Source organism: Syntrophotalea carbinolica DSM 2380, assembly GCF_000012885.1.
Lineage (GTDB): Bacteria > Desulfobacterota > Desulfuromonadia > Desulfuromonadales > Syntrophotaleaceae > Syntrophotalea > Syntrophotalea carbinolica.
The window spans coordinates 2,041,956-2,062,125 of record NC_007498.2 but is presented as its reverse complement, the minus strand read 5'-3'; the positions used below and the strand labels follow the sequence as shown (position 1 = coordinate 2,062,125).

Sequence of the window (20,170 nt, the reverse complement as noted above, 5' to 3'; positions counted from 1 at the left end):
CGCTATTCCCGGCGGGCAGCCGCCTTACTTCCCTGGCAGGGCAAAACCTGTTTTCAAAGGGAAGAGGCAGACTTTTGCAAGAACGATTCAAGCCTGCGCCTTGACAAACAACATTTCGGTAACTACATTTGCGAGCGAAACAAAGTAATTTACAAGGAGGAATAAACACTTATGTCAGATAACGCCAAGATGGAAAAAGGACAGATTTCCATCCATACCGAAAACATTTTTCCTATTATTAAAAAATGGCTCTACAGCGAAAAAGAGATCTTTCTGCGGGAGTTGGTTTCCAATGCCGTGGATGCCATTCACAAGCTTCAGCACATCAATCTGATTGAAGGGCTGCAGCTGGCTGACGAATACGCCATCGATATCACCGTCGACAAAGATGCTGGCACTCTTACCATTAAAGATAACGGCATCGGCATGACCGGCGATGAAGTCCGCAAATACATCAACCAGGTCGCTTTCTCCTCGGCTGAAGAATTTGTTGAAAAATTCAAGGACCTGGAAGATAAAAACCAGATTATCGGACATTTCGGTCTGGGATTTTACTCCTCTTTCATGGTGGCCGATCGGGTCGAGATTTTTACCCGTTCCTATCAGAAAGATGCACCGGCCGTACATTGGGTCTGCCAGGGATCGACCGATTACAGCCTTGAGGAGTGCGACAAGGAAGCGCGTGGTACCGAGGTGGTGCTGCACCTGACGGACGACGAGAAGGAGTTTCTGGAGCCTGCGCATATTCGCGAAATTCTCAAGCGGTTCTGCAATTTCCTGCCGGTGCCCATTCGCCTGGCCGGCGATGTGGTGAATGACCGGAACCCTTTGTGGACCCGCTCCGCCTCGGAGGTCAAGGACGAAGACTACCTGGAGTTTTATAAAAAACTTTATCCCCTGGCGGATGATCCGCTGTTCTGGATCCATTTGAACATCGATTATCCCTTTAATCTCAAAGGGGTGCTCTATTTCCCCAAATTGACCACCGAATTCGATGTGGCCAAAAGTCATATCAAGCTCTTCTGCAACCAGGTTTTCGTGTCGGACAACTGCCCGGAGCTGATACCGGAATTCCTTAATCCGTTGCAGGGTTGTCTCGATGCCCCCGATCTGCCCCTGAACGTATCGCGTAGCTATCTGCAGAACGAGCCGCAGGTCCGCAAAATCCGCGAGGTTATCAGCAGCCGGGTCGCCTCCAAAATCGCCGATCTTGCCAAAGGCGATCGCGAAAGCTTCATCCCCGTTTGGGACAATATTCACACCTTTGTCAAATACGGCATGATGCGCGATGACAAGTTCAACGACAAGCTCAAGGACCATCTCATCTTCCGCATGGCCGGAAAAGATGCTTACACCACCTTGCCCGAATATCTGGAAAGAGCGGCCGAAAAACATGCCGATAAGGTTTTCTATACCAACAACGAAGCTGCGCAGAGCACCTATCTGAAGCTTTTCGCCAATCAGGGCATGGACGTGCTGGTGCTCGACAGTCTCATCGACAGTCATTTCATCCAGTTCCTTGAAATGAAAGACAGCAAGGTAACTTTCCAGCGGGTGGACAGCGACCTTACGGAAAACCTCATCGAGGAAGATTCCAAGATCCAGCTGGCCGGCAAGGACGAGCGCAAGGAACGCAGCGAACTTCTTCGTAAAGCCTTCGAAGATTCGCTCAAGGTCGACGGGCTTTCGGTCAGGGTTGAAAGTTTCAAGGACGACAGCGTGCCGGGGATGGTGATTCTTTCCGAGCAGACCCGTCGACTGCAGGAAATGACCAAAATGATGGGCAAGGGGGATGAGGATATGTTCGGCGGCCACACCCTGTGCCTGAATGCCAAGTCACCGGTGGTCGATACCATTCTGGACCTGAAAGAGCAGGGGAATGACGACGATGCCGCCATGCTGATGGAGCAGATTTATGATCTGTCCATGCTGCCGCATTGTGCTTTCGACAAAGACAGGATGGCGGCTTTTCTGGAGCGCAGTAACCGAATCCTGTGCAAATTCGGTACCCTCGGATAAAATCCGAGTGGGAGACAGTGACGGTTCATCGCAGGGGCGCGTCTTGTTGCCAACCGTGGCGTCGGTTCGCGCTTCTGCCTTTCATCGGCTCCATGTCCGAAGCTAGATTTCAATGCCAGCAAACAGGAGGAACCTTGTCCCTGCAAAGAGGGACTCGGTTCCGGGACCGGGGCAATCGTACCTTGATAAAAGGTATACGTTGCACTCGGGTTCACTGCTCTGCTATTTTGTAGAGACGATGTTTTAAAATGTGCCCGTTAACCATATGTGGGGAGGAAAGTCGGCATGCTTTTTCGCAACAAGTGCACCGCTTGTGATTTTTGGACCATTTTTGAATTGAAAACCGAAGGAGACAAGTCTTTTCAGGTTTGTACCCATTGCATGGATCAGAACGAAGTGGCTAATGACGGACAGATGGAGACGCGCATTCGCGACGGCGAAAAGGACGTAAAGGCCCTGGAAGGGCATTTTCCTGTTCTGGCTCAGCTCAAAAATCGCGGAGATCATGTGAAATTTTAGTTGGGGGAATTAGCTGGTGTGCATCCGGAAACTCAGGATGCACACTGCGTAGTTTTCATAAGGGAAACGAGTGATTTTTCCCAAGGTCAAGAAAATCGAGCATTTGCGCGGAGGCGTAGTTTTTACGCCGCACAAGCAAGTGGGAAGATTGACGCAGAGATTGGGGAAAAGGATCGTTTCCGGATGAAAACTAGCTGGTAAAAGTTTTCTCAATGGGGTTAAACTTTAATAGGATACCGCTGCCATTCAGTCCAATCACCCAAAGGAGAGGGCCATGGACCTGCCGGTCCGGTCCTTTTGTGAAATGACCAAAAGAGTAAAAGAAGTGGAACCGATTCTGCATCGGCAGAAATGCCCGGCTTGCGACTATTATACGGTATATCGGGCTATCCCCGCCGGGGATAAAGCTTTGGATACCTGTACCCATTGCGGACATCAGGTCGCCATCGAATGGCATCATGAAATCAAGGCTGTTTTCAAGAATACGGAAAAGTTTTTGAAAAATCTTGAAGAAATGTGCCCTGAATTGAAAGAGCTTAAAAATCCCGGTGACCATATAAAATTGGATTGATGATCCCGATTCCGCTCCGGCGTATTGCGACATAAGGTGCGATAGGCAAGGGCATGGAGGAGAGAAGTGAAAGCGACCTTGATCATACCTGATGCTGCCGTGGCCAAGAAATACAACCTGGAAACGACAACCGAGTTGCGATGCAACGAAGAATACTGTGCGACCTCCTACGGATACCCGGTTTTCCAATTGCCCAATGGCGATATTTTCGATTGTCCAACATTCCGTGAGATGCGCGACGCCTGCGGCGCCACGCTGGAAACCGATGACCTGGTGAAGGTCTGTCTCGGTCTTGGGTTTCCCAAAACCGAACCCGGCGTGGTGGTCATAAAATAGATTGTTTGGAGGACTGTGGAATAATCGACAATAAGGTTTGAAAACATTGCGGAAAGGACCCTGTCATGATGATTTCTGTCCGTTATAAAGACGGGACCTACGATCGGATCAAAAATATCTATCTCGATTACCTTATCGCTACAAACAAAGTCGATGTTTTCTGGAGATCCTCAGGGCCTGTGGTCGTGGGACGGGATCCTGTCAGAGGTCAGCAAAACACCTCGTTTTATCGAGGTGTTGAGCGCAGGGGCCATTGATCATTCTCGTCCTGCCGACTGCTCTTTTCAGTGTTGAGGTTCATTGTCCTCTTTTCCGCTGTCAAGATCTATCCGAACAGTTCCTTCTGGAAAAGAATGTTGGCTTTTTTCGCGGCACCTTACCCCTTTTCTGAAACATGCTCCTACCGCGTTCCAGATGAGAATGGTCAGTAGCGTGCTGACGTAGCCATCTATCGCATAATGCCATCCAAGATGTATTGATCCCACCCCGATAACGATCGCAAAAACAGTCAATAACCATCCAGCCCATCGGTTGAAATTCCTATATAGAAGAGCCAACAAGACGGCAATGGAAACGTGCATGCTCGGCATGGCGGAGATACCGCCCAAAGGCATATAAATCCCTGCTTTAAATGCTCTCCACAGTAGCTCCTGGTTAAATACGACCTTGAGGTCGGGAATGCTGCGTAAATATTCGAAAAGCCCCGCGTAAGGACTGGGGGTTACACCGGTTACCTCGGAAAAATAACAGGGCCCGGCCGAGGCCAGCAGGATGGCCAGTAGGTTACCTATCACTACCCAGCACAAAGACAAAGAGATAAAAAATTGCAGACGTAATCTGCGATCTTTATGGCAAGCCATGTATAACATTGAGTATACAAAAATCGAGCCCCACGCAAGATAGGAAAAATCGATTATGCGTGTAATTATTGGATGACCAAGAATGGGGTGCAAAATTTCCCAAGGAGAATGATGAAAGTGGATCGCCTTATCTAAATTATACAGAAATATATCAAATGAAAATTTATGAAATAGTGGGATTGTCTGTTTCAGGCTGCAGTAGGAACACATGAAGAGAGGAATGATAGAATAGATAACCAGAAACCGACTGATTGTTTCCTTGTTGAGGTATTTTTTTCTCGAGCTTGACCATATTAGAGGTATACCGGAAAACCCCATGTCCAAGTTCTTTATGAGGTAATATATCGTTTCAGCAGACCATAATAGAAAAAAGAAAGCGATGAAGTACTGAAAGAAAATGAAATAATAAAAATCAATTTTAGCGGTAATCCTATGTCCCAAAAATGCGCCAACCACAAACGTTAACATGTAATAGAAAAAACAAATGTAAATAAGAATCGCATTTTCCAATAAAGAACCTTTAAAACAAAAAACAATCCTTTTTAAATGTTGGAGTATAACTCCGACGGCTGGTATGTCTTCTTTTGTTTGGTACCCACGGTTGCCTTTAAGAATTTCTGCTATATAATTTCTCATAGTAATTGAAGGTTCCTAAATATTTTAAAAATATCAAGTTTTTCGAACGGGGTGAGAATGCAGTATTGGTTAAATTTAAAGTTTAACATTTGAAAGGTTTAGTTACTCTTAAATATAACGTTGAAGGGCAATTTTTCAAATACACAGGAGGGTAACAATGACAAATGATCATAGAATGCTGTCGGTTGTGGTTCCTGCGTACAACGAAGAAAAACGTTTGTCCGCATCTTTAGAGGTTCTTTGTGAAAAGGTCGGGCTGTTTTTCCCTCGTTTTGAAATTATTGTCGTGGATGATGGTAGTACCGATAAAACAGCGGATATCGTTATGACCCATAGCCGAAAATATTCGGATGTCCGCCTTATTCGTTATGAAAAAAACCGGGGCAAAGGCTATGCTGTTCGTACCGGTGTATTGGCTGCAAAGGGCGATTTCGTGTTGTTCAGCGATGCCGACTTATCAACACCTATCGAAGAGGTTGAGAAGTTGTTTGGTGCACTCGCGGATGGAGCCGATGTCGCTATAGGGTCGCGGGCTGTGCGCCAATCGCTGATTCTAAAGAGTCAGCCTCTTTACCGTATGGTGATGGGGAAAACTTTTAATAAATTTGTACAGCTGCTGGCGATCCCCGGTATTTTAGATACGCAATGCGGATTTAAGCTTTTCACGCGTTCTGCCGCTTTAAATCTTTTCAGAGATTGTCGCATTGATGGTTTTGGTTTCGATGTGGAGGTTCTTTTTCTTGCGCGTAAAAGAGGCATGGATATACGCGAGATTGGCGTAAGCTGGGTCAATTCACCCGATAGCAAAGTACATCCCATCGTTGATTCGGCACGTATGCTCCAAGATTTGGTTGTTATTCGCAGACATGCGTTGTTGGGGGATTACGGGGATTTAAGATTGCCACAAGCTAAAATCGAAACAGTATCTCCCGATTAAATTCCCTTTGTTCCTTTATGTTCAGATGAATCCGCGTCCGGTTATGGGAGACAGGGAAAACGCATGGATCTGAAGGAAGAAGCCATCCTTAAAGATACAATTTCCGATCACTGGTATTACGTATCGAAAGGGAGAGCTTTACGAACATTTCTAGGAGATCTTCGCGCACAGGAAGTTCTGGATATTGGTGCGGGATCCGGTGTCTTCTCCCGACAGATGTTAGATGAAGGGCGATGCAACAGTGCGGTCTGTGTGGATCCCTATTATACCGATGAAAAAATAGAATGGCATAAAGGGAAGCAGATTCAGTTCGTCAAAGGCCTTACAAATCACTCCACCAGCCTTTTGCTGATGATGGATGTTTTGGAACATGTTTCTGATGACTTGGTTTTTATGAAGAACTATGTCGGGCACATGGAAAAGGGCGGATATGCTCTGATTACCGTTCCTGCCTTTCAGTTTTTATGGTCCGGGCATGATGTCTTTCTGGAGCATTACAGACGCTATACCATTAAAACCATGGAAGAGCTTATTGTGCAATCGGGGCTGACTCCTATAAAGAGTCGCTATTTTTTTGGATGCCTTTTCCCAATTGTCGCTGGAATCCGAATGATAAAGGGGATTTTTTCCGGCCGTGGTGCGTTAAAGGCGCAAAGTGAATTGAAGAGTTACCCTGAATGGTTAAACAGGCTATTGATCATAGCACATGACCTTGAGCGTCAATCTTTTTTTGGTTCTAATAAATTGTTCGGTCTCAGTGTTTTTTGTCTGTGCCGAAAAGATTAGTTGGTTCGTTGCGGCGCACTAGAATAGCCGCTTTTTCATCCGCATAGGTTTCCTGCCAGCTTCCTGTCGCCTTAAGGTAGCGCACCAAGGCTGAATCAACAGGGTAGAGTATCCAGTCGATATCATAACGCTTCAAGAGTAATTCTGCTTTTTTATCCAGAGAAATGATTTTTTGATAGTCACTAAAAATCTCTGCACCGTACATATCTGCACGTCCGTCTATAAAGACCTTCCGTTCCGGGCCTAGTTCGTAAATCAGATGTCCTCCCCACGAATATTTATTGAACATCTTCCCCGATGGGTGTGTTTTTTTCAAATGCTGTATGGCTTCTATGGGGTGATTGGTATCGGGCAAAGGGAGAAAAGTTTCCAAAACATCCCGGCTGTGGGGAAAACTGGGGCCACTAAGAAAGCCGAGCAGCATTGCCAGCATAATCGTCAGAACGGGACCGCTGATGGAGGAAGTCTGTAGTTGCTTTCCTTCACTTTTTTTGCCAAAAAAAGAAATACGGGGCCACGGTAAGGATTCAAGGCTCTTGGCGAAATAGGGACAAACAAAAACGGACGCCATGCCCATATAGCGTTGGTGAGTCAAAGCGGCGTTAAAGAAAAATAAAACGAATAGCCGGTCGGTCCAATTGGTTGAGGTTCGTTTAAGAGACATGAGTAAGAGCATGAGCAGTACAAAAAAGCGAAACAGCCAATCCTCCTGAAGGTTGGGCGACAACCATTCCATGATGCTGGCGGAGAAAACCTTGTTGGTTACCTGGAAGGGGAAAAGATAAAGCTTAAACCCGAAGGGATTGATGCCTGCCGCCAGTATCGACAACACAAAAAAAACGGTGGGACGTTTGACTTGTTGCCAAAGGACAGGTACCTGCCGTATTTGTTTCGTTAAAATATCCTCCAATAACGTGCCGCCGATAAAGAGTCCCTGCAAGGCCAGGCCTAGTATAAATCCTCCGTGCAGATTGGCCCATACGGCCGTTAAAGGCGGCAGGAGCCAAAGCCAGCGCCCTTGTTTGTAAAGGGCAAAGAGGCTGATGACACCGAACAACCAGGAAAAAACGTGCGGTCGGGCCAGCAGGTGTGCCATGGAAAAGGTGAGGGCGACGGAAACGGCGAGAGTTGCGATCCATTCATTGGTTACGGTTGCTACCATGCGGAACAGCAGCCAGAAGCTCAAGGCGGCGATGAGGAAGAAAAAGACAACAACACCGATAAGCCCGGTGTGCTGGTGAAGCCAGGCCATGATGATTTCGGATAACCATTCATGGGCCGTCCATGGTTTGCCAAATGCGGTATGGGAGAAGATATCACGAGTCAGAATGGCCCTATCCGCCAACATGTGCTTACCGGCAGCTATATGCCACAAAGTATCGCCATCCAATAGGGCCTTGCCGCTGTCAAAAATCACCAGAAGAGCAAAGGTGATAAAACCGTACATGCCGGCAATATCCGGCAAAACAGCGATTTGGCCGAAACTTTGTCGTTGGCTGCCCATGCTGACCGCCCCTTTTTTCAGTCTGCCGGCTGGGAGCGCAGGCTATTGAGGCGCTCAAGGTTTTGCTGGGCGCGCAGATAGAAAACCGGATTGAGTTCCAGGGCTTTCCGGAAAGATCTCTCCGCTTTGTCCCAGTTCCCCTGGGTCATGTACAGGTAACCGATATTGTTGTAAGCGGCAGGCTTGCCAAGGGTGTCCTCGAAAAGTTGTAAAGCACGTATCTCTTCGTTGTTAAGCAGAAAAGCCGTTGCGAGATTGTTCTTTGCACGCACATCGGCAGGATCGATGGCCAGAGCTTTGGAGAAGAAGGGAACCGCTTCGCTGTAAAGCCCCTGAAGAAGGTAATTGAAACCGAGGTTGTTATATCCGGCCGGTATGTCCGGTTGTAGTTCCAGAACCTGCTTGTGTAAAGGTTCGGCTTTGATGAGTCTATCCTGCCCGATACTGTCATAGGTTATGGCCAGTTCACTCATGATCAGCGGGTTTTCGGGATGGAGAGCATAGAGCCTCTCCAGCAATGTTTCGGCTGTTGCATAATCGCCACGACTTCTGGCCAGTCTGGCAAGGCCGAGCATCGCAACCATATTTTGCGGGTCTTTTTCAAGAACCGTATTGAAGATCTCCCGGGCCCTGGCTGTATTGCCACGTTTGAAGAAAACCTGCCCCATGCCAGCCAGGGGAGGGAGGAATTCCGGCTGTTTTTGGAGGGCGGCGGAGAAGTGCAGTCTTGCCAGCTCCAGATTTCCCTGGTTAAGGTATACATTGCCTTTTTCGGTTAAATCTTCCGCCGGAAGATCGGCTATTTTTTCCTTGAAGGAGTCGTCGTCTCCGTTTTCCAGAACGGTCAGTTTAGCAATTCTCTGGTGGTAGGGATCTGCGACAGGCGCGCAAGCCACCATGCATATAAGCAGTAAAGAGCACAACAAGCCTGTGGCCGCCCTGGGTGCGGAGGTAAGGCAAGGCGTAATAGTCGGATTTTTCAATGATGACTCTCCTTGACAATTCAATAGCATGGAATTTCGATTTTACTACAAGCGTGCCATGATAAAAGATAATGGTTGTGGATCGATTAGCCCCCCATGGCGGGGAACAGCACATTTATGATTCTTATCACACCCGGACCTACGAGAACAACGAAGATTGCAGGGAAGATAAAGAACACCAGGGGAAATATAAGCTTAACGGTTGATTTGGCCGCTTTTTCTTCGGCGATCTGGCGTCGCTTTATGCGCATAGCATCGGAATGAACCCGCAATGCCTTGGCCAGGCTTGTGCCGAATCGGCTCGTTTGAATCAGGATGGTCATGAGATTGCTTACTTCGGGTACTCCGGTTCGTAAGGACATGTTTTTAAAACATTCATTACGGGGTTTCCCGGCTCTGATTTCAAGATTGGTCAGATGAAATTCATCGCTCAGATCGTGGCTTAAGGGCCGGATTTCTTCGCCTACTCGGCGAAAGGTCATATCAAGCCCCAGTCCAGCTTCGACGCAGACTACCATCAGGTCGAGTGCATCCGGCAGAGCGCGCATGATACGGTTCTGGCGCGATCGAACAACGAAGCCGAGGATACTATCGGGGAGGCCGAAACCGATGATAGCCAGCAATAGGCACAGCAGGACGAATTGCAGGGAGAAGGTGAAGAAAAATCGTGAGATCAGGTAAGACAGCGGGAAGATCAGACCGAGCAGAACTTTTGTGGTGATGAAGTTGTAATAAGCGGCATTCGAGCGCCATCCTGCCTGAATAAGGCGCAACCTGATCGATTTATGCAGAGCGCCCGGTTTATTGGCGACAATTTCATCGATCGGTTTGGCAAAGCGTGTAACAAAGCCGTTTCCTTCGCCTTCAAGCAGTTTGGGTTTCTTTTTGAAAGGAATCTTGGAAGAAGGTAACAGCTTCTCCAGGCGTTCCTCTTCTCGTGATTTACGCAGGAAGAGCAGGTAAATCCCCATAACAATCAGGGCCACTGTCAGAAATGTCAGGATAAGTACGGCCCAATACCCTGCATTTTCCAGTAACCGATAATACACATTCAAGATGGTGTTCATAAAGGGCCTCCTTACAACTCGATGGTGACGATCTTTTTAATAATGAAGGCACCCAATATCTGGAGCACTATAGCGCCTGCCAGCATGTATTGGCCCAATGGTTCGGTCCACAGAAGGGACAGATACTGATGGTTGACGAAAAAGATGTAACCAAACAAAGCTATGGGCAAGCCGATCAATACCATGGCGGATAATCGACCCTCGGCGGTCAAGGCTTTGACCTGTCGTTTAAACTGAATTCGTTCGCGGATAAGCCGGCTGATGCTATCGAGGATTTCAGCCACATTGCCGCCGGTTTCGCGTTGAATGATGACGGAAATAGCGAAAAATCTCAGATCGGTACTGGGAACGCGTTCACAGAGGTTTTCGAAAGCCTCCTGAAAAGTCAGCCCCAGATTTATCTCGTCGACAGCGGCGCCGAATTCGGAACTGATCGGCGGGTCCATTTCGGCGGCGACCATTTCAAGCCCTGAGGTCATGGCGTGGCCGGAGCGCAGTGCTCTTGCCAGCAGGTCGAGGGCTTCCGGCAGTTGATCTTGAAATCTAGCGTGATAAGTATTTTCTGCAAGTTTCAGATATGCGAATGGCAAGCAAAAAATCAGGATAGCCAGGGCAATAGTGATGAAAGTATATGGGATGAATTTCAACCCCAATAACAAGGCGATCAGGCCCAATGATAAACTCAGCAGTACGAAGACACTTGCGTTAAATGGCAATCCGGATTTGAGAAGCATACGATCCAGAGTGCTTACGCGGGGCATTTTCAATGCCAGCTTTTGAACCGTACCGGCGTTTCGTAGCACCTTGTCACGATAATTCAGCAACTTTTCCCGACCGTGTTTGCCCCCGGCCGAGATATACAAAAGGCGTTTTTTAATGGCTTTTTTTTCTGCAAAACGGCTTTCCGACCAAGCCATAAAGAGCAGGGCCACCACTGAGGTGGTAAACAGGAAAACCGTGGCCATTATGAGGGTATCAAGAAGATCCATGCGGCCTCCTTATTCAAAGTATTTATGGGCAAGGAACAGATCTTCAGGGACGTCGACGCCGGCTACCTCCAGTTTGTCCGCAAATTTAGGTCGAATACCCGTGGCATGGAATCGTCCGACGACCTTGCCGTTGGCATCGATCCCCTGCCGTTCGAAAACAAAGATGTCCTGCAGGGTGATGACCTCACCTTCCATGCCGACAACTTCTGCTATCGACGTTACCTTACGTGTTCCATCGGCCAGACGGGACACCTGAACAACCATGTCCAAAGCCGAGGAAACCATGAAGCGCATGGCGTGTTCCGGAAGATTGACGCCGGTCATGAGAATCATGGATTCAAGTCGGGTCAGGGAATCTCTTGGCGAGTTCGAGTGAATGGTGGTCAAGGATCCCTCATGGCCGGTATTCATGGCCTGCAGCATGTCGAAAGCCTCCGAGCCGCGAACCTCGCCGACGATAATGCGGTCGGGACGCATGCGCAGACTGTTGCGAACCAGATCACGCTGGGTCACCATGCCGGTGCCTTCGATACTGGCGGGTCGCGTTTCGAGGCGGATCACATGCTCCTGCTGGAGTTGCAGTTCGGCAGAATCCTCGATAGTGATGATGCGTTCATTACCGGGGATAAAACCGGACAGAATATTCAGTAAGGTGGTTTTACCGGCACCGGTACCGCCGGAAATCATGATATTCAGTTTGGATTTTACGCTACCCGCCAGCAGAGTGGCGATATCCGGCGTCAGGGTTTTGTAGTTGATGAGATCGTCCATTTTCAAAGGATTGACGGAAAACCGTCGAATGGACAGGATCGGTCCGTCAAGGGACAGGGGAGGGATGATGGCGTTAACGCGGGAGCCATCAGCCAGTCGGGCATCAACCATAGGGGACGATTCGTCGATCCGGCGTCCGACCCGCGAAATGATACGGTCGATGATGTTCATCAAATGGGCGTTATCGACGAATCGGGCCGGAGTTTTTTCCAGCAGGCCCCTTCGTTCTACATAGATATCCTTGTACGTGTTGCAGAGAATATCCGAAATAGTGGGGTCTTTGAAAAACGGTTCAATAGGACCGAGCCCCGTCAATTCATCGAGGATCTCGAGAATCAGTGCATTGTGTTCTTCCTCGTTTAGAAGAACCTGCTCCTCCCTGAGGAAGTAGTCAACGATCTTTCCTATTTCCTGTTTGACTTCTGCCTGGTCCAGATCATCAAGTGCTGCGAGATTGGCTTCTTCCACGAAGCGGTTATGGATCTTGTGTTTTATTTCATAAAATAACGCGTCCCGTTCACCGGTTCCCGTTTTGGGTTCGGGAACATCGGGCGAAGCAGGCTTGCCTGAAGAAAACAGATCCTTGATTGCCACAGCGTCCTCCTATGTCATGGTATTCAGGTTAACGGTTCGCAGATCGTAGGTTGATCCTTCGTAATAACGTGTCTCTTTAATCGCATTTGGCTGCGCCTCGAGTCTGCAACCTGAATAGTTAAATAGCCTTTCCGAAGGCTCCGCGTATTCCTCGAAAGGTGTGTTTGCCTTCGGGTGATTTAACCTTTTCGACAAACTGGCCGACATTTTTTGCCAGGGGAGTGCCTGAGTGGCCAGACATAAGCGGCTCCCCCTTATTGATGGAAGCAACGACTCCCTTGAAATCATTGGGGAAAAGCCAGAAAACCTTTTTGCCAAGATTTTTTTCGACATCACTAAGGCTCAAGGAACCGCCCTTGATGAAGCGATTTACGACAACCTCGATATGATTGTCGTCGATACCGAGTTTTTGCAAAAGTTTGATCAAACGGGCACAGTTACGGATTGCAGGAACCGACATGTCGGTGACAAGGAAAACAACCTCGGACATCTTGAATATTTCGATATTACTGTCGTTGATCGACATGGAGGTGCAATCGACGACCACCTGGTCATAAATCTTGCGGGCAAGATCCAGTACCTGTGAGACATGTTCCGTTTTGATGAGATCGTAATCTTCGGGGTTATTCGGGGCCGCCATAAATTCCAGACCCGAGGCATGCTTGGTCATGGCGGCCAACAAAAAGGAACTGTCGAGTCGATGGTAATTGCGGACGATATCGCTCATGGTGGTCTGGGGGTAGAGATCGAGCAGAACAGTTGCGTCGCCCGACTGAATGCTCATGTCGAAAAGGGCAATGCGCGATTCCTTGTGTTTGGCCAGGGCGCAAGCGGTATTGACGGCTAGAACGGTCGAACCAAGACCGCCTTTGCTGCTGATAAAACTGTAGATCGATCCCCGCGACACCTGGCCCATGGAGGCAAGTTTAAGTCGAACATCCTCCACGGCGTTTTTAAGGACTTTATCGTTGATTGGCGTTACCAGGTATTCCGATACTCCGGCTTTCATGACTTCAACGATATGTTGCGGAAACTGGTTGGTCGATGTAACGAAAACTGCAGCATGCGGAAAGTTCTGTCGAATAAGTTGGAGGCGGTTGAATATGGATGTGCCATCGGTGGTGTCGTCGAGCAGGATGATATCCGGCAATCCCTTAACGGCGAGGGAACCTTTCTCGGCAGCCGAATCGAACCACTGCGCGATCTCCAGGTTGGGTATTTCCTTGAGTTTTTCCTGGAGCGTGTGGACCAGGCGACTGTCCGCTATTTCAATGGCTACGAGTAGTTTACGTGGCATGGATCACCTTTTCATGAAAATTGCGTTTGTGATACCCGTCTTGGCGTTCTTGAAATTCAATCTACCAACACGGGTATTTTAGCCAATACGCCAAAATTCAATCCCCCCGTTACGCCGGTCGGGTCCTGCTCTTCACAGGAGGGGAGGAAGAATATGTTCTTTTTTTGGTACATTTCCGCATAGTCCTCATCGGATACAGGTGGGCCCTCTACGTTGGCAAGATTAAAATGATCGATGAAGCTTTTCCAGCAATCGAATCCGGGGGTTGCCGCATCGCATGTCCAATCTTCCATTTCTCTTGGTACGTCGTCATACCCTGGGTCGTTCTTATGCACGATCCAGACGACATTAACATTGACCGCACCGACAAGCTTCGCACAATTGCTGACGTTGTTGCCTGGGCATTCAATGACGGGCAGGGTCATGTTCCATAGCTCTTTGGTATCGGTAGCGTCTTCCCAGCAGTCAACCAGTTTGCTCAGGACCACATCCTGTACACCGCCGACCGCGCCTATGCCCTGTCCAAAGGTAACTTCATCCGGGTTTCCGTCGCCGCAGATGAGGGCTTTCATTTCGCTGGCATCAGCTGTGTCGCACGGTTGCGAAAAATTGGTCCATCCGCCTGTGTTGGATGTATTGAGATTCGATCCGCTATTAAGCATCCGGCCCATATTGCAGTTGTAATTGCCATTATCATCGAGAATGGACTCTTCGCATATGGCGATGGGCTGGTCCAATTCTGCCGGATTGATGGTTCCGGAAAAGCCGATATAGGCAATGGCTTCGGCCGTAATCCCGAAGTTTTCAAAGCCGAAGATCTGGGCGAAAAAGGAGGATGCCGGTCTGTCCTGCCGTCGAACGACTACCTTTACGGCGTTGATCAGACCGCCATTGATGTTGGGGTCGGGATTATCCAGGTCCTCTGTCGTATAATTGCCGACATCGATGGCCGTTAGGGAACCGTTGGGGGTGAACTGCCTCGCGGCAAAGCTCCAGTGACCTCTTTGTACGTCCCCTGTGTTGGCAGCGGCATTGTAGTTAACCTCGACGGGAACATCTTCGCTGATATTTTCAATAGCGGTATTGTTGGCGATCACGTTTGCATTGGGATTGACGGATGCGCCACTCTCCAGATACAGTTCCCGTGCACCGGCCAAGGCGCCGGCGTCCGCCGCATTTTGAAGTTCGTTGCGAACTACATATACGTGATAAACGTCGATGGCCAGTGCAGCTATTCCCAAAAATAGAATGAGAAGAATAGCGACCAGGACAATGACCGCTCCATTTTGATCTTTTTTAAGTGAGATTAGTTTTGTTAACATAACTGCCTCGCAGTCGAGCTTTACTCAGCCCTCATGGTGGTTTTCCCAGTCAGTGTAATGGTCTGCGGGATTCCGGCAAACGATGGTAAAACCATGAAATCGTAATCGTATTGTACTTCGACAAGGATGTAATCTCCCTGATTGATGACCACCTCGCCATCTGCGCTGCTGGGGGCAATTGAGAGGTTTTCCGTGCCGAATGTAACCAACCTTAAATCACTGTTGGTCGGATAATCCGTGTAAAGATATCGTTTGATCGTATCTTCTACGGTAGCCCCGTTGTAGATACGATCACCATTACTATTGGTTTCGAAAACGATGGCTCTGCGTGCGCCTTCACGGCTGGCATTGGTGAGAATAGCCTGGTTGTAAAAGATGAATCCGAACTCAACAATGCCGAATACGATCAGGAGCAGCAGCGGAAGGATGACAGCAAACTCTACAATGGCTGCCCCTTTTTGACTGTTAAATTTCATGAGGCTACTCCTTGTTCTTCTTTATGTCTTGTTACGCTGACATGTTGTTTGTGCTGCGACGCTTTTGCATCGCAGCACCCAGTTTAAATCTAATCTTCCAGACCGAATTGAATAATGTCGATTTTTTCAGGTTTCTCGGCATAGGTTTTATTGTGGATGTCCATGATTTCTTCAGCGGTGATGCCTTCCAGGGTTTCCGGTGTTTTTGCCGTATACCGGTAGTCGGGATAAGCGACTTGTTGATCCCATGAGGCTTGGCTGAGTTGTCCGAATTCACGATCGACATAGTAGGCTTCCTGCAATGAGGCACATCCGCTCAGCAGGAGGACGGTCGCGACGATAAAAGTCATTGTTTTCATAATAAAGACCTCCTTTGCGAATTATTGTGCCGTCACGGGTTCATGGCCGAACTCACCTTCGAGTCCACCAGCCGTTTCGTTCATTTGAGGCGGTGCGGCAAAACTATGCTGGCTCAAAGCCGAGGGATCATTCGGGAATCTGCGACCTTCAAGGCGGCCTTCGAGATAAAACTCAAGCCGGTTGGGGGGACGCATGTATTCGCCGGGGAAGCTGAGAGTGCCTTCCTTGCTCGGTTTGACCAGGTGTGGTGTTACAGCAATCAGCAGGTCGGTTTTCTCCTGGGTATAGCTGGTGCTGCGGAACAGGGCACCGAGGATCGGAAGATCACCCAGGCCGGGTATTTTGGATACACTTTCACGCAGAGTATCCTGCAGTAATCCAGCCAATGCCAAGGTCTGTCCGTCATATAGTTGTACGGTGGTTTCGAGTTTGCGGGTTGTCAGGTTGGGCACATTATAGGTGGTTCCCGTAATGCTTGACGGTATGGAACTGGTTGAGGCAATGTCGCTGACGCTTGGAGCCACGCGTAAACTGATCTTCCCATCGCTCATTACTACGGGGGTAAATCGCAGGGAGACCCCGAATTCACGAAATTCAATGGTGATGCCGTCTTCATCCGGTACCGGGATCGGGAATTCTCCACCGGCCAGGAAACTGGCCTCCTGACCGCTCATGGTGACCAATCTCGGTTCGGCGAGGATACGTGCAAGGCCTTCATCCTCAAGGAAGCGTAGGGCCGAGGTGAAATCGCCCATTTGTACAAAGATGTTTGCTGGGTTGCTGGCAAAGTCAGCGAAGTTCAGCAATACGCTGCCGAGTTTGCCTGTAAAATCGCCACCGGAAATATCGCCGGAAATGCCGCCTACACCAGCGACAAGACCGGAATTATCACCCAGGCCGTTGAATCCAAGGGCCGCTTGCCAGTCACGACCGGAGGAGCGGGTGACTTCGGCGAATTTGACTTCGAGCATGACCTGCTGGACACCGCCGACGCTCAACAGGTTGGTGATGCCGCTGCCCGATTTGCCGGTGCCTTTACCGCTCGTTGAAGCCTCAGCCTTTTTGGGTAAAAAGGTTTCCGTCAGGCGAATGACCTGCTCGACCACCTCCGGGCTGGAGACGGTGCCTGAGAGGACCACGCCGGTTTCCGAGGCATAAACCTTGATATTCTCATGTGGGTAGAGCTCGCCGATCTTTTGTTTGAGAGGTGTCAGGTCGAGGTTGACGCTTACGTCGATGATTGCGCGTACCTGGCGAGCGGCATCGTCCCAAACGGTAACCCGGGAAAAGCCTATCTTTTTGCCCAGGTTATAGACGTTGATCAAATTTGGGCGCAACGGTCTGGCGCCTATGATGTCGCCGTTGGAGATGAGGATTTTCATCCGCTGGCTCGGTTCGCGTATTTCGACCAGTTCCGAGCCGCCGATATTGACATCGAGAGTCAGATGCTCGATATCGTCGGCAGCGGCCGTCCCGGTGAACAGAGCCAGGCAAAACAGGCCTAAGAAGCAGATTGCCGGAAGAATGGCTCGGCGTGTTGTCATAATGACCTCCCTTTCAATAAACCCCATTTATTTAGCTTTGAACTGATAGTTTTCCGCCGGTCTTTCGCCGCGTATGACCTCAACTTCGAAAGTTGGTGCCGGTGGCGTGTAAACCCTTGGTTTTGCTCTACGAACACGTGTTCTTTTTACCACCTTTTTAGGTGGCGGAGGAGTTTCTTTTTCGTCCAGAGGGTTGCGCAGGACAAGTTGGATGGGGCCTTCATGGGTTTTTTCCACCAGCTTTTCGGCATCTTCAGGTGTTAATTCAAGAGTTACGGTGCGAACCACTTTAGGCTTGCCTTCCTCGATGAAGGTTTCCTGGGCGATGGCGAGAACTTCGACCTTGTGCAGGAATGTATCGGCTACTTTGGTACGTTTCGATCTTTCGTCCAGAGAAATAATATCGACAAAAGTATTCGGTAGAATGAATCCGCCGACACCGACGACTTCGTTGACTTTAATGGCCATGGCCCGCATGCCGGGCTTGATAAGGGCAACGAGTCCGGCTCCGGAATTGGGTGCGGCAAGTTCCGCCGCCAGGATGGGGGTACCCGTAACCATCTTACTCACGGAAACGCGCCCCACAACCTGCTCGATATCTTCAAAGGCTCCCTTTGGGACGCTGGCCTTGGGCCATTGGGCCATGGCCAGCAGTGTTTGATCGAGTCGGGTGCCGATGTTGACGTCAGCCGCCGCTACGACGATCTCGGTCATGGCGATGGACTCTCTGGGTGTTGTGGCTTCCTGTGATACCTTGGAGGAAAGCCATCTGTTGACCAGAATAACCGCAATGACCCCGAAAATGACGGCCAGTGCCAGGGCGATGATGGTGCCATATTTTTTCATACTGGGCCTCCTGTGAAACGGAACGGTAAAATCGGGCTGCCTTTTCAGGAAATACTGGCTTCAACCCCTTACAAATCCTCCGATAAAATCGAACGGCGAGTTGCAACTTCTACTGTTTGTTACACGATGTCACCCCAAGAGGTCAGGGCAAAAAATCCGAATGCGATGGCTGTTGCATAAGGAAACCGATATGTGGAGCGACTTTCATAGTTTTTAAAGGATGTGTAATCTCTTGTGAGATAAACATTTTTGAGCATGGAAGCATAATGGCGAAGTTCTTTGCGGGTATCCGTCGAGATAAGATGAAAAATAATCCCCAAAAGGCCGCCGATAAGTCCCATATACAGAAATATTTGAAAGGTCTTGCCTGGTCCCAGCAGAGCGCCAAGCGCCGCCAGTGCCTTGACATCGCCGGCTCCCATCCCTCCCAGCAAGAAGGGGATCAGGAGCAACGCAAGGCCCACGCTAAATCCCGTTATCGAAACGATAATGCCGGGCAAGCCCGAGATGACAATGTTGGTAACCAGCCCGATGGTAATCAAGGCCAGAGTGCAGATGTTAGGGATTTTTGAATAAAGGGTGTCGGTTGCACAGATCAGGAACAAATAACCCGAGGCAGCCAGAATGACCATATCCGATGGATGTCGATAAATAAACAACATGGCCAGCGACATGGCCACCAGGCCAAAAGCACAGCGTGTCATTTTAATAGCATGAGTAGTTGTCATTCCAGCTGCCTCGAAATTCATTTTAGATAACAGTATTAAGTGCAGAAATTAACTGGGGTCAGGCAAGCTTTCTGCAATGTTCTGGAACGTGTTGTTGACTTTTTTGCCAAGGAAAGTGATGGCGCCGATGGCAACGATGATAATAAGTGCCAGCATGACGGCGTATTCCGTAGCGGTTGCTCCTTCTTCACTGCGAATCAGTTCCCTGCATTTCATGAGCATTTTTGTCATCTGTTGACCTCCTTCTTGGCCTGTGTGGTGATGATTTCCGGCAGTGATGCCGAAACCCATCGCATACCGTTTAACGATGTGTTGCTGGCAATGGTGCCTTCCCGTGTATGCAATTCGGTCAAAAAGATCAGTGATTGTTGATGCCTGAGCTTTTTGCCGAACTGCTTTTAATTTGAGATTAGCCGGGATTTTTGCCCTGTCAAGGTTTGCGAAAGGCTGGGGATGGAAGGTTTTTCGGTAGATAGAGGCCATTTTGTCGTTAGATACATAGTGGCGCTTCGCAATTAAAATCGGATGGAATTGTCTATATGCCTTATTCATAAGGAAAAATCTGATAGTTTGCACGGGAAAAGGACTCAGATGTAATCAAACGGATATTTTTTAGCACAAAGGTATTTTTTGCCGAAACCTGCCTAGCCGATATCCTTGGGATTGTTTATGTGGGCATGAAAAATTCAGGTTAGGGGCGCACAGAGAATTGTGCACACCACGAGTGTGGAATGCTGTAATTGGCAAAGATTATCATCAATTCGGACGGTTAATTGTCGGGATACTGTTGCGCCATGTCATTGAAGGTATTGTTGACCTTTTTGCCTAGATAAGAAATGGCGGCAATGCAAACGATGATAATCAACGCCAGCATGACTGCATATTCCGGGGAAGTTGCCCCTTCTTCCTTCCATACAAGATCTCGGAGTTTTGACATGACAAAATTCATTGAATGTTCTCCTTGTTTTTCGTGAGGACCAACAGCCTTTGAATATGAAGGAGCCTATGAACTTTTAGAGGAAGGA

22 protein-coding genes are annotated in these 20,170 nt (G+C 48.9%); 7 read left to right on the top strand and 15 right to left on the bottom strand.

Annotation, left to right across the window (positions count from 1 at the left end):
* The first annotated feature begins 171 nt into the window (after positions 1-171).
* The 5 genes from htpG to PCAR_RS19255 all read left to right on the top strand — a co-directional run bounded on the left by htpG (position 172) and on the right by PCAR_RS19255 (position 3,702).
* Positions 172-2,019 carry a molecular chaperone HtpG gene (gene htpG, locus PCAR_RS09810; RefSeq protein ID WP_011341500.1) on the top strand — a complete coding sequence of 616 codons (1,848 nt, stop codon included), beginning with the start codon at positions 172-174 and terminating at the stop codon, positions 2,017-2,019.
* 285 nt (positions 2,020-2,304) lie between these two features.
* The gene (locus PCAR_RS09805) at positions 2,305-2,538 is read left to right on the top strand and encodes a hypothetical protein (RefSeq protein ID WP_011341499.1); all 234 of its coding nucleotides are present in this window, start codon (positions 2,305-2,307) and stop codon (positions 2,536-2,538) included.
* A 274-nt stretch (positions 2,539-2,812) separates the two neighbouring features.
* Positions 2,813-3,109 carry a hypothetical protein gene (locus PCAR_RS09800; RefSeq protein ID WP_011341498.1) on the top strand — a complete coding sequence of 99 codons (297 nt, stop codon included), beginning with the start codon at positions 2,813-2,815 and terminating at the stop codon, positions 3,107-3,109.
* Between the two features lie 66 nt (positions 3,110-3,175).
* Positions 3,176-3,445 carry a hypothetical protein gene (locus tag PCAR_RS09795; RefSeq protein ID WP_011341497.1) on the top strand — a complete coding sequence of 90 codons (270 nt, stop codon included), beginning with the start codon at positions 3,176-3,178 and terminating at the stop codon, positions 3,443-3,445.
* Positions 3,446-3,510: 65 nt separating this feature from the next.
* Positions 3,511-3,702: a GSU3473 family protein gene (locus tag PCAR_RS19255; protein WP_011341496.1), complete on the top strand. Its 192-nt coding sequence runs from the start codon at positions 3,511-3,513 to the stop codon at positions 3,700-3,702.
* A gap of 27 nt (positions 3,703-3,729) precedes the next feature.
* Here the strand turns inward: PCAR_RS19255 and PCAR_RS17860 are convergent, their stop codons facing one another.
* Positions 3,730-4,941: a phosphatase PAP2 family protein gene (locus PCAR_RS17860; protein ID WP_011341495.1), complete on the bottom strand. Its 1,212-nt coding sequence runs from the start codon at positions 4,939-4,941 to the stop codon at positions 3,730-3,732.
* 157 nt (positions 4,942-5,098) lie between these two features.
* Between PCAR_RS17860 and PCAR_RS09780 the strand changes: the two genes are divergently transcribed.
* Both PCAR_RS09780 and PCAR_RS09775 read left to right on the top strand, forming a co-directional pair.
* On the top strand, positions 5,099-5,878 hold the full coding sequence (locus tag PCAR_RS09780; protein ID WP_011341494.1) for a dolichyl-phosphate beta-glucosyltransferase: 780 nt from the start codon (positions 5,099-5,101) through the stop codon (positions 5,876-5,878).
* A gap of 63 nt (positions 5,879-5,941) precedes the next feature.
* Complete coding sequence (locus PCAR_RS09775) at positions 5,942-6,664, top strand: methyltransferase domain-containing protein (protein ID WP_011341493.1); 723 nt, start codon at positions 5,942-5,944, stop codon at positions 6,662-6,664.
* On the opposite strand, the gene PCAR_RS09770 is transcribed toward PCAR_RS09775, so the two are convergent.
* From PCAR_RS09770 to PCAR_RS09705, 14 genes are all read right to left on the bottom strand, one after another.
* Positions 6,633-8,168 (bottom strand): hypothetical protein, encoded by a 1,536-nt coding sequence (locus tag PCAR_RS09770; RefSeq protein ID WP_011341492.1) that lies wholly within the window; start codon positions 8,166-8,168, stop codon positions 6,633-6,635. The genes PCAR_RS09775 and PCAR_RS09770 overlap by 32 nt on opposite strands.
* A 17-nt stretch (positions 8,169-8,185) precedes the next feature.
* Positions 8,186-9,151, bottom strand: a complete 966-nt coding sequence (locus PCAR_RS09765) for a tetratricopeptide repeat protein (RefSeq protein WP_011341491.1) — start codon at positions 9,149-9,151, stop codon at positions 8,186-8,188.
* An 86-nt stretch (positions 9,152-9,237) separates the two neighbouring features.
* Entirely contained in the window at positions 9,238-10,218 is a 981-nt protein-coding gene (locus PCAR_RS09760) for a type II secretion system F family protein (RefSeq protein WP_011341490.1), read from the bottom strand.
* An 11-nt stretch (positions 10,219-10,229) separates the two neighbouring features.
* Positions 10,230-11,207: a type II secretion system F family protein gene (locus PCAR_RS09755; protein ID WP_011341489.1), complete on the bottom strand. Its 978-nt coding sequence runs from the start codon at positions 11,205-11,207 to the stop codon at positions 10,230-10,232.
* A gap of 9 nt (positions 11,208-11,216) precedes the next feature.
* Entirely contained in the window at positions 11,217-12,572 is a 1,356-nt protein-coding gene (locus PCAR_RS09750; protein WP_011341488.1) for a CpaF family protein, read from the bottom strand.
* Between the two features lie 118 nt (positions 12,573-12,690).
* Entirely contained in the window at positions 12,691-13,869 is a 1,179-nt protein-coding gene (locus PCAR_RS09745) for a response regulator (RefSeq protein WP_011341487.1), read from the bottom strand.
* 56 nt (positions 13,870-13,925) lie between these two features.
* Positions 13,926-15,191, bottom strand: coding sequence for a TadG family pilus assembly protein (locus PCAR_RS09740; protein WP_011341486.1), 1,266 nt, complete (start codon positions 15,189-15,191; stop codon positions 13,926-13,928).
* A 20-nt stretch (positions 15,192-15,211) separates the two neighbouring features.
* Positions 15,212-15,667 (bottom strand): TadE/TadG family type IV pilus assembly protein, encoded by a 456-nt coding sequence (locus tag PCAR_RS09735; RefSeq protein ID WP_011341485.1) that lies wholly within the window; start codon positions 15,665-15,667, stop codon positions 15,212-15,214.
* 89 nt (positions 15,668-15,756) lie between these two features.
* On the bottom strand, positions 15,757-16,026 hold the full coding sequence (locus PCAR_RS09730; protein WP_011341484.1) for a hypothetical protein: 270 nt from the start codon (positions 16,024-16,026) through the stop codon (positions 15,757-15,759).
* Positions 16,027-16,047: 21 nt separating this feature from the next.
* Positions 16,048-17,571 carry a type II and III secretion system protein family protein gene (locus PCAR_RS09725; RefSeq protein WP_011341483.1) on the bottom strand — a complete coding sequence of 508 codons (1,524 nt, stop codon included), beginning with the start codon at positions 17,569-17,571 and terminating at the stop codon, positions 16,048-16,050.
* Between the two features lie 27 nt (positions 17,572-17,598).
* On the bottom strand, positions 17,599-18,417 hold the full coding sequence (cpaB, locus tag PCAR_RS09720; RefSeq protein WP_011341482.1) for a Flp pilus assembly protein CpaB: 819 nt from the start codon (positions 18,415-18,417) through the stop codon (positions 17,599-17,601).
* 119 nt (positions 18,418-18,536) lie between these two features.
* Positions 18,537-19,145, bottom strand: a complete 609-nt coding sequence (locus PCAR_RS17855) for a prepilin peptidase (protein ID WP_011341481.1) — start codon at positions 19,143-19,145, stop codon at positions 18,537-18,539.
* Positions 19,146-19,193: 48 nt separating this feature from the next.
* Positions 19,194-19,697 (bottom strand): Flp family type IVb pilin, encoded by a 504-nt coding sequence (locus PCAR_RS19050; RefSeq protein WP_245523282.1) that lies wholly within the window; start codon positions 19,695-19,697, stop codon positions 19,194-19,196.
* Between the two features lie 217 nt (positions 19,698-19,914).
* Positions 19,915-20,094 (bottom strand): Flp family type IVb pilin, encoded by a 180-nt coding sequence (locus PCAR_RS09705; protein ID WP_011341479.1) that lies wholly within the window; start codon positions 20,092-20,094, stop codon positions 19,915-19,917.
* Positions 20,095-20,170: the final 76 nt, after the last annotated feature.

Coding starts and splice junctions, on each gene's coding strand:
- PCAR_RS09740 (WP_011341486.1), bottom strand. CDS start 15,191: ATGTTAACAAAACTAATCTCACTTAAAAAAGATCAAAATGGAGCGGTC.
- PCAR_RS09805 (WP_011341499.1), top strand. CDS start 2,305: ATGCTTTTTCGCAACAAGTGCACCGCTTGTGATTTTTGGACCATTTTT.
- PCAR_RS09725 (WP_011341483.1), bottom strand. CDS start 17,571: ATGACAACACGCCGAGCCATTCTTCCGGCAATCTGCTTCTTAGGCCTG.
- PCAR_RS17855 (WP_011341481.1), bottom strand. CDS start 19,145: ATGACAACTACTCATGCTATTAAAATGACACGCTGTGCTTTTGGCCTG.
- PCAR_RS09760 (WP_011341490.1), bottom strand. CDS start 10,218: ATGAACACCATCTTGAATGTGTATTATCGGTTACTGGAAAATGCAGGG.
- PCAR_RS17860 (WP_011341495.1), bottom strand. CDS start 4,941: ATGAGAAATTATATAGCAGAAATTCTTAAAGGCAACCGTGGGTACCAA.
- PCAR_RS09705 (WP_011341479.1), bottom strand. CDS start 20,094: ATGAATTTTGTCATGTCAAAACTCCGAGATCTTGTATGGAAGGAAGAA.
- PCAR_RS09730 (WP_011341484.1), bottom strand. CDS start 16,026: ATGAAAACAATGACTTTTATCGTCGCGACCGTCCTCCTGCTGAGCGGA.
- htpG (WP_011341500.1), top strand. CDS start 172: ATGTCAGATAACGCCAAGATGGAAAAAGGACAGATTTCCATCCATACC.
- PCAR_RS09770 (WP_011341492.1), bottom strand. CDS start 8,168: ATGGGCAGCCAACGACAAAGTTTCGGCCAAATCGCTGTTTTGCCGGAT.
- PCAR_RS09745 (WP_011341487.1), bottom strand. CDS start 13,869: ATGCCACGTAAACTACTCGTAGCCATTGAAATAGCGGACAGTCGCCTG.
- PCAR_RS09755 (WP_011341489.1), bottom strand. CDS start 11,207: ATGGATCTTCTTGATACCCTCATAATGGCCACGGTTTTCCTGTTTACC.
- PCAR_RS09780 (WP_011341494.1), top strand. CDS start 5,099: ATGACAAATGATCATAGAATGCTGTCGGTTGTGGTTCCTGCGTACAAC.
- PCAR_RS09775 (WP_011341493.1), top strand. CDS start 5,942: ATGGATCTGAAGGAAGAAGCCATCCTTAAAGATACAATTTCCGATCAC.
- PCAR_RS19255 (WP_011341496.1), top strand. CDS start 3,511: ATGATGATTTCTGTCCGTTATAAAGACGGGACCTACGATCGGATCAAA.
- PCAR_RS09735 (WP_011341485.1), bottom strand. CDS start 15,667: ATGAAATTTAACAGTCAAAAAGGGGCAGCCATTGTAGAGTTTGCTGTC.
- PCAR_RS09800 (WP_011341498.1), top strand. CDS start 2,813: ATGGACCTGCCGGTCCGGTCCTTTTGTGAAATGACCAAAAGAGTAAAA.
- cpaB (WP_011341482.1), bottom strand. CDS start 18,417: ATGAAAAAATATGGCACCATCATCGCCCTGGCACTGGCCGTCATTTTC.
- PCAR_RS19050 (WP_245523282.1), bottom strand. CDS start 19,697: ATGAATAAGGCATATAGACAATTCCATCCGATTTTAATTGCGAAGCGC.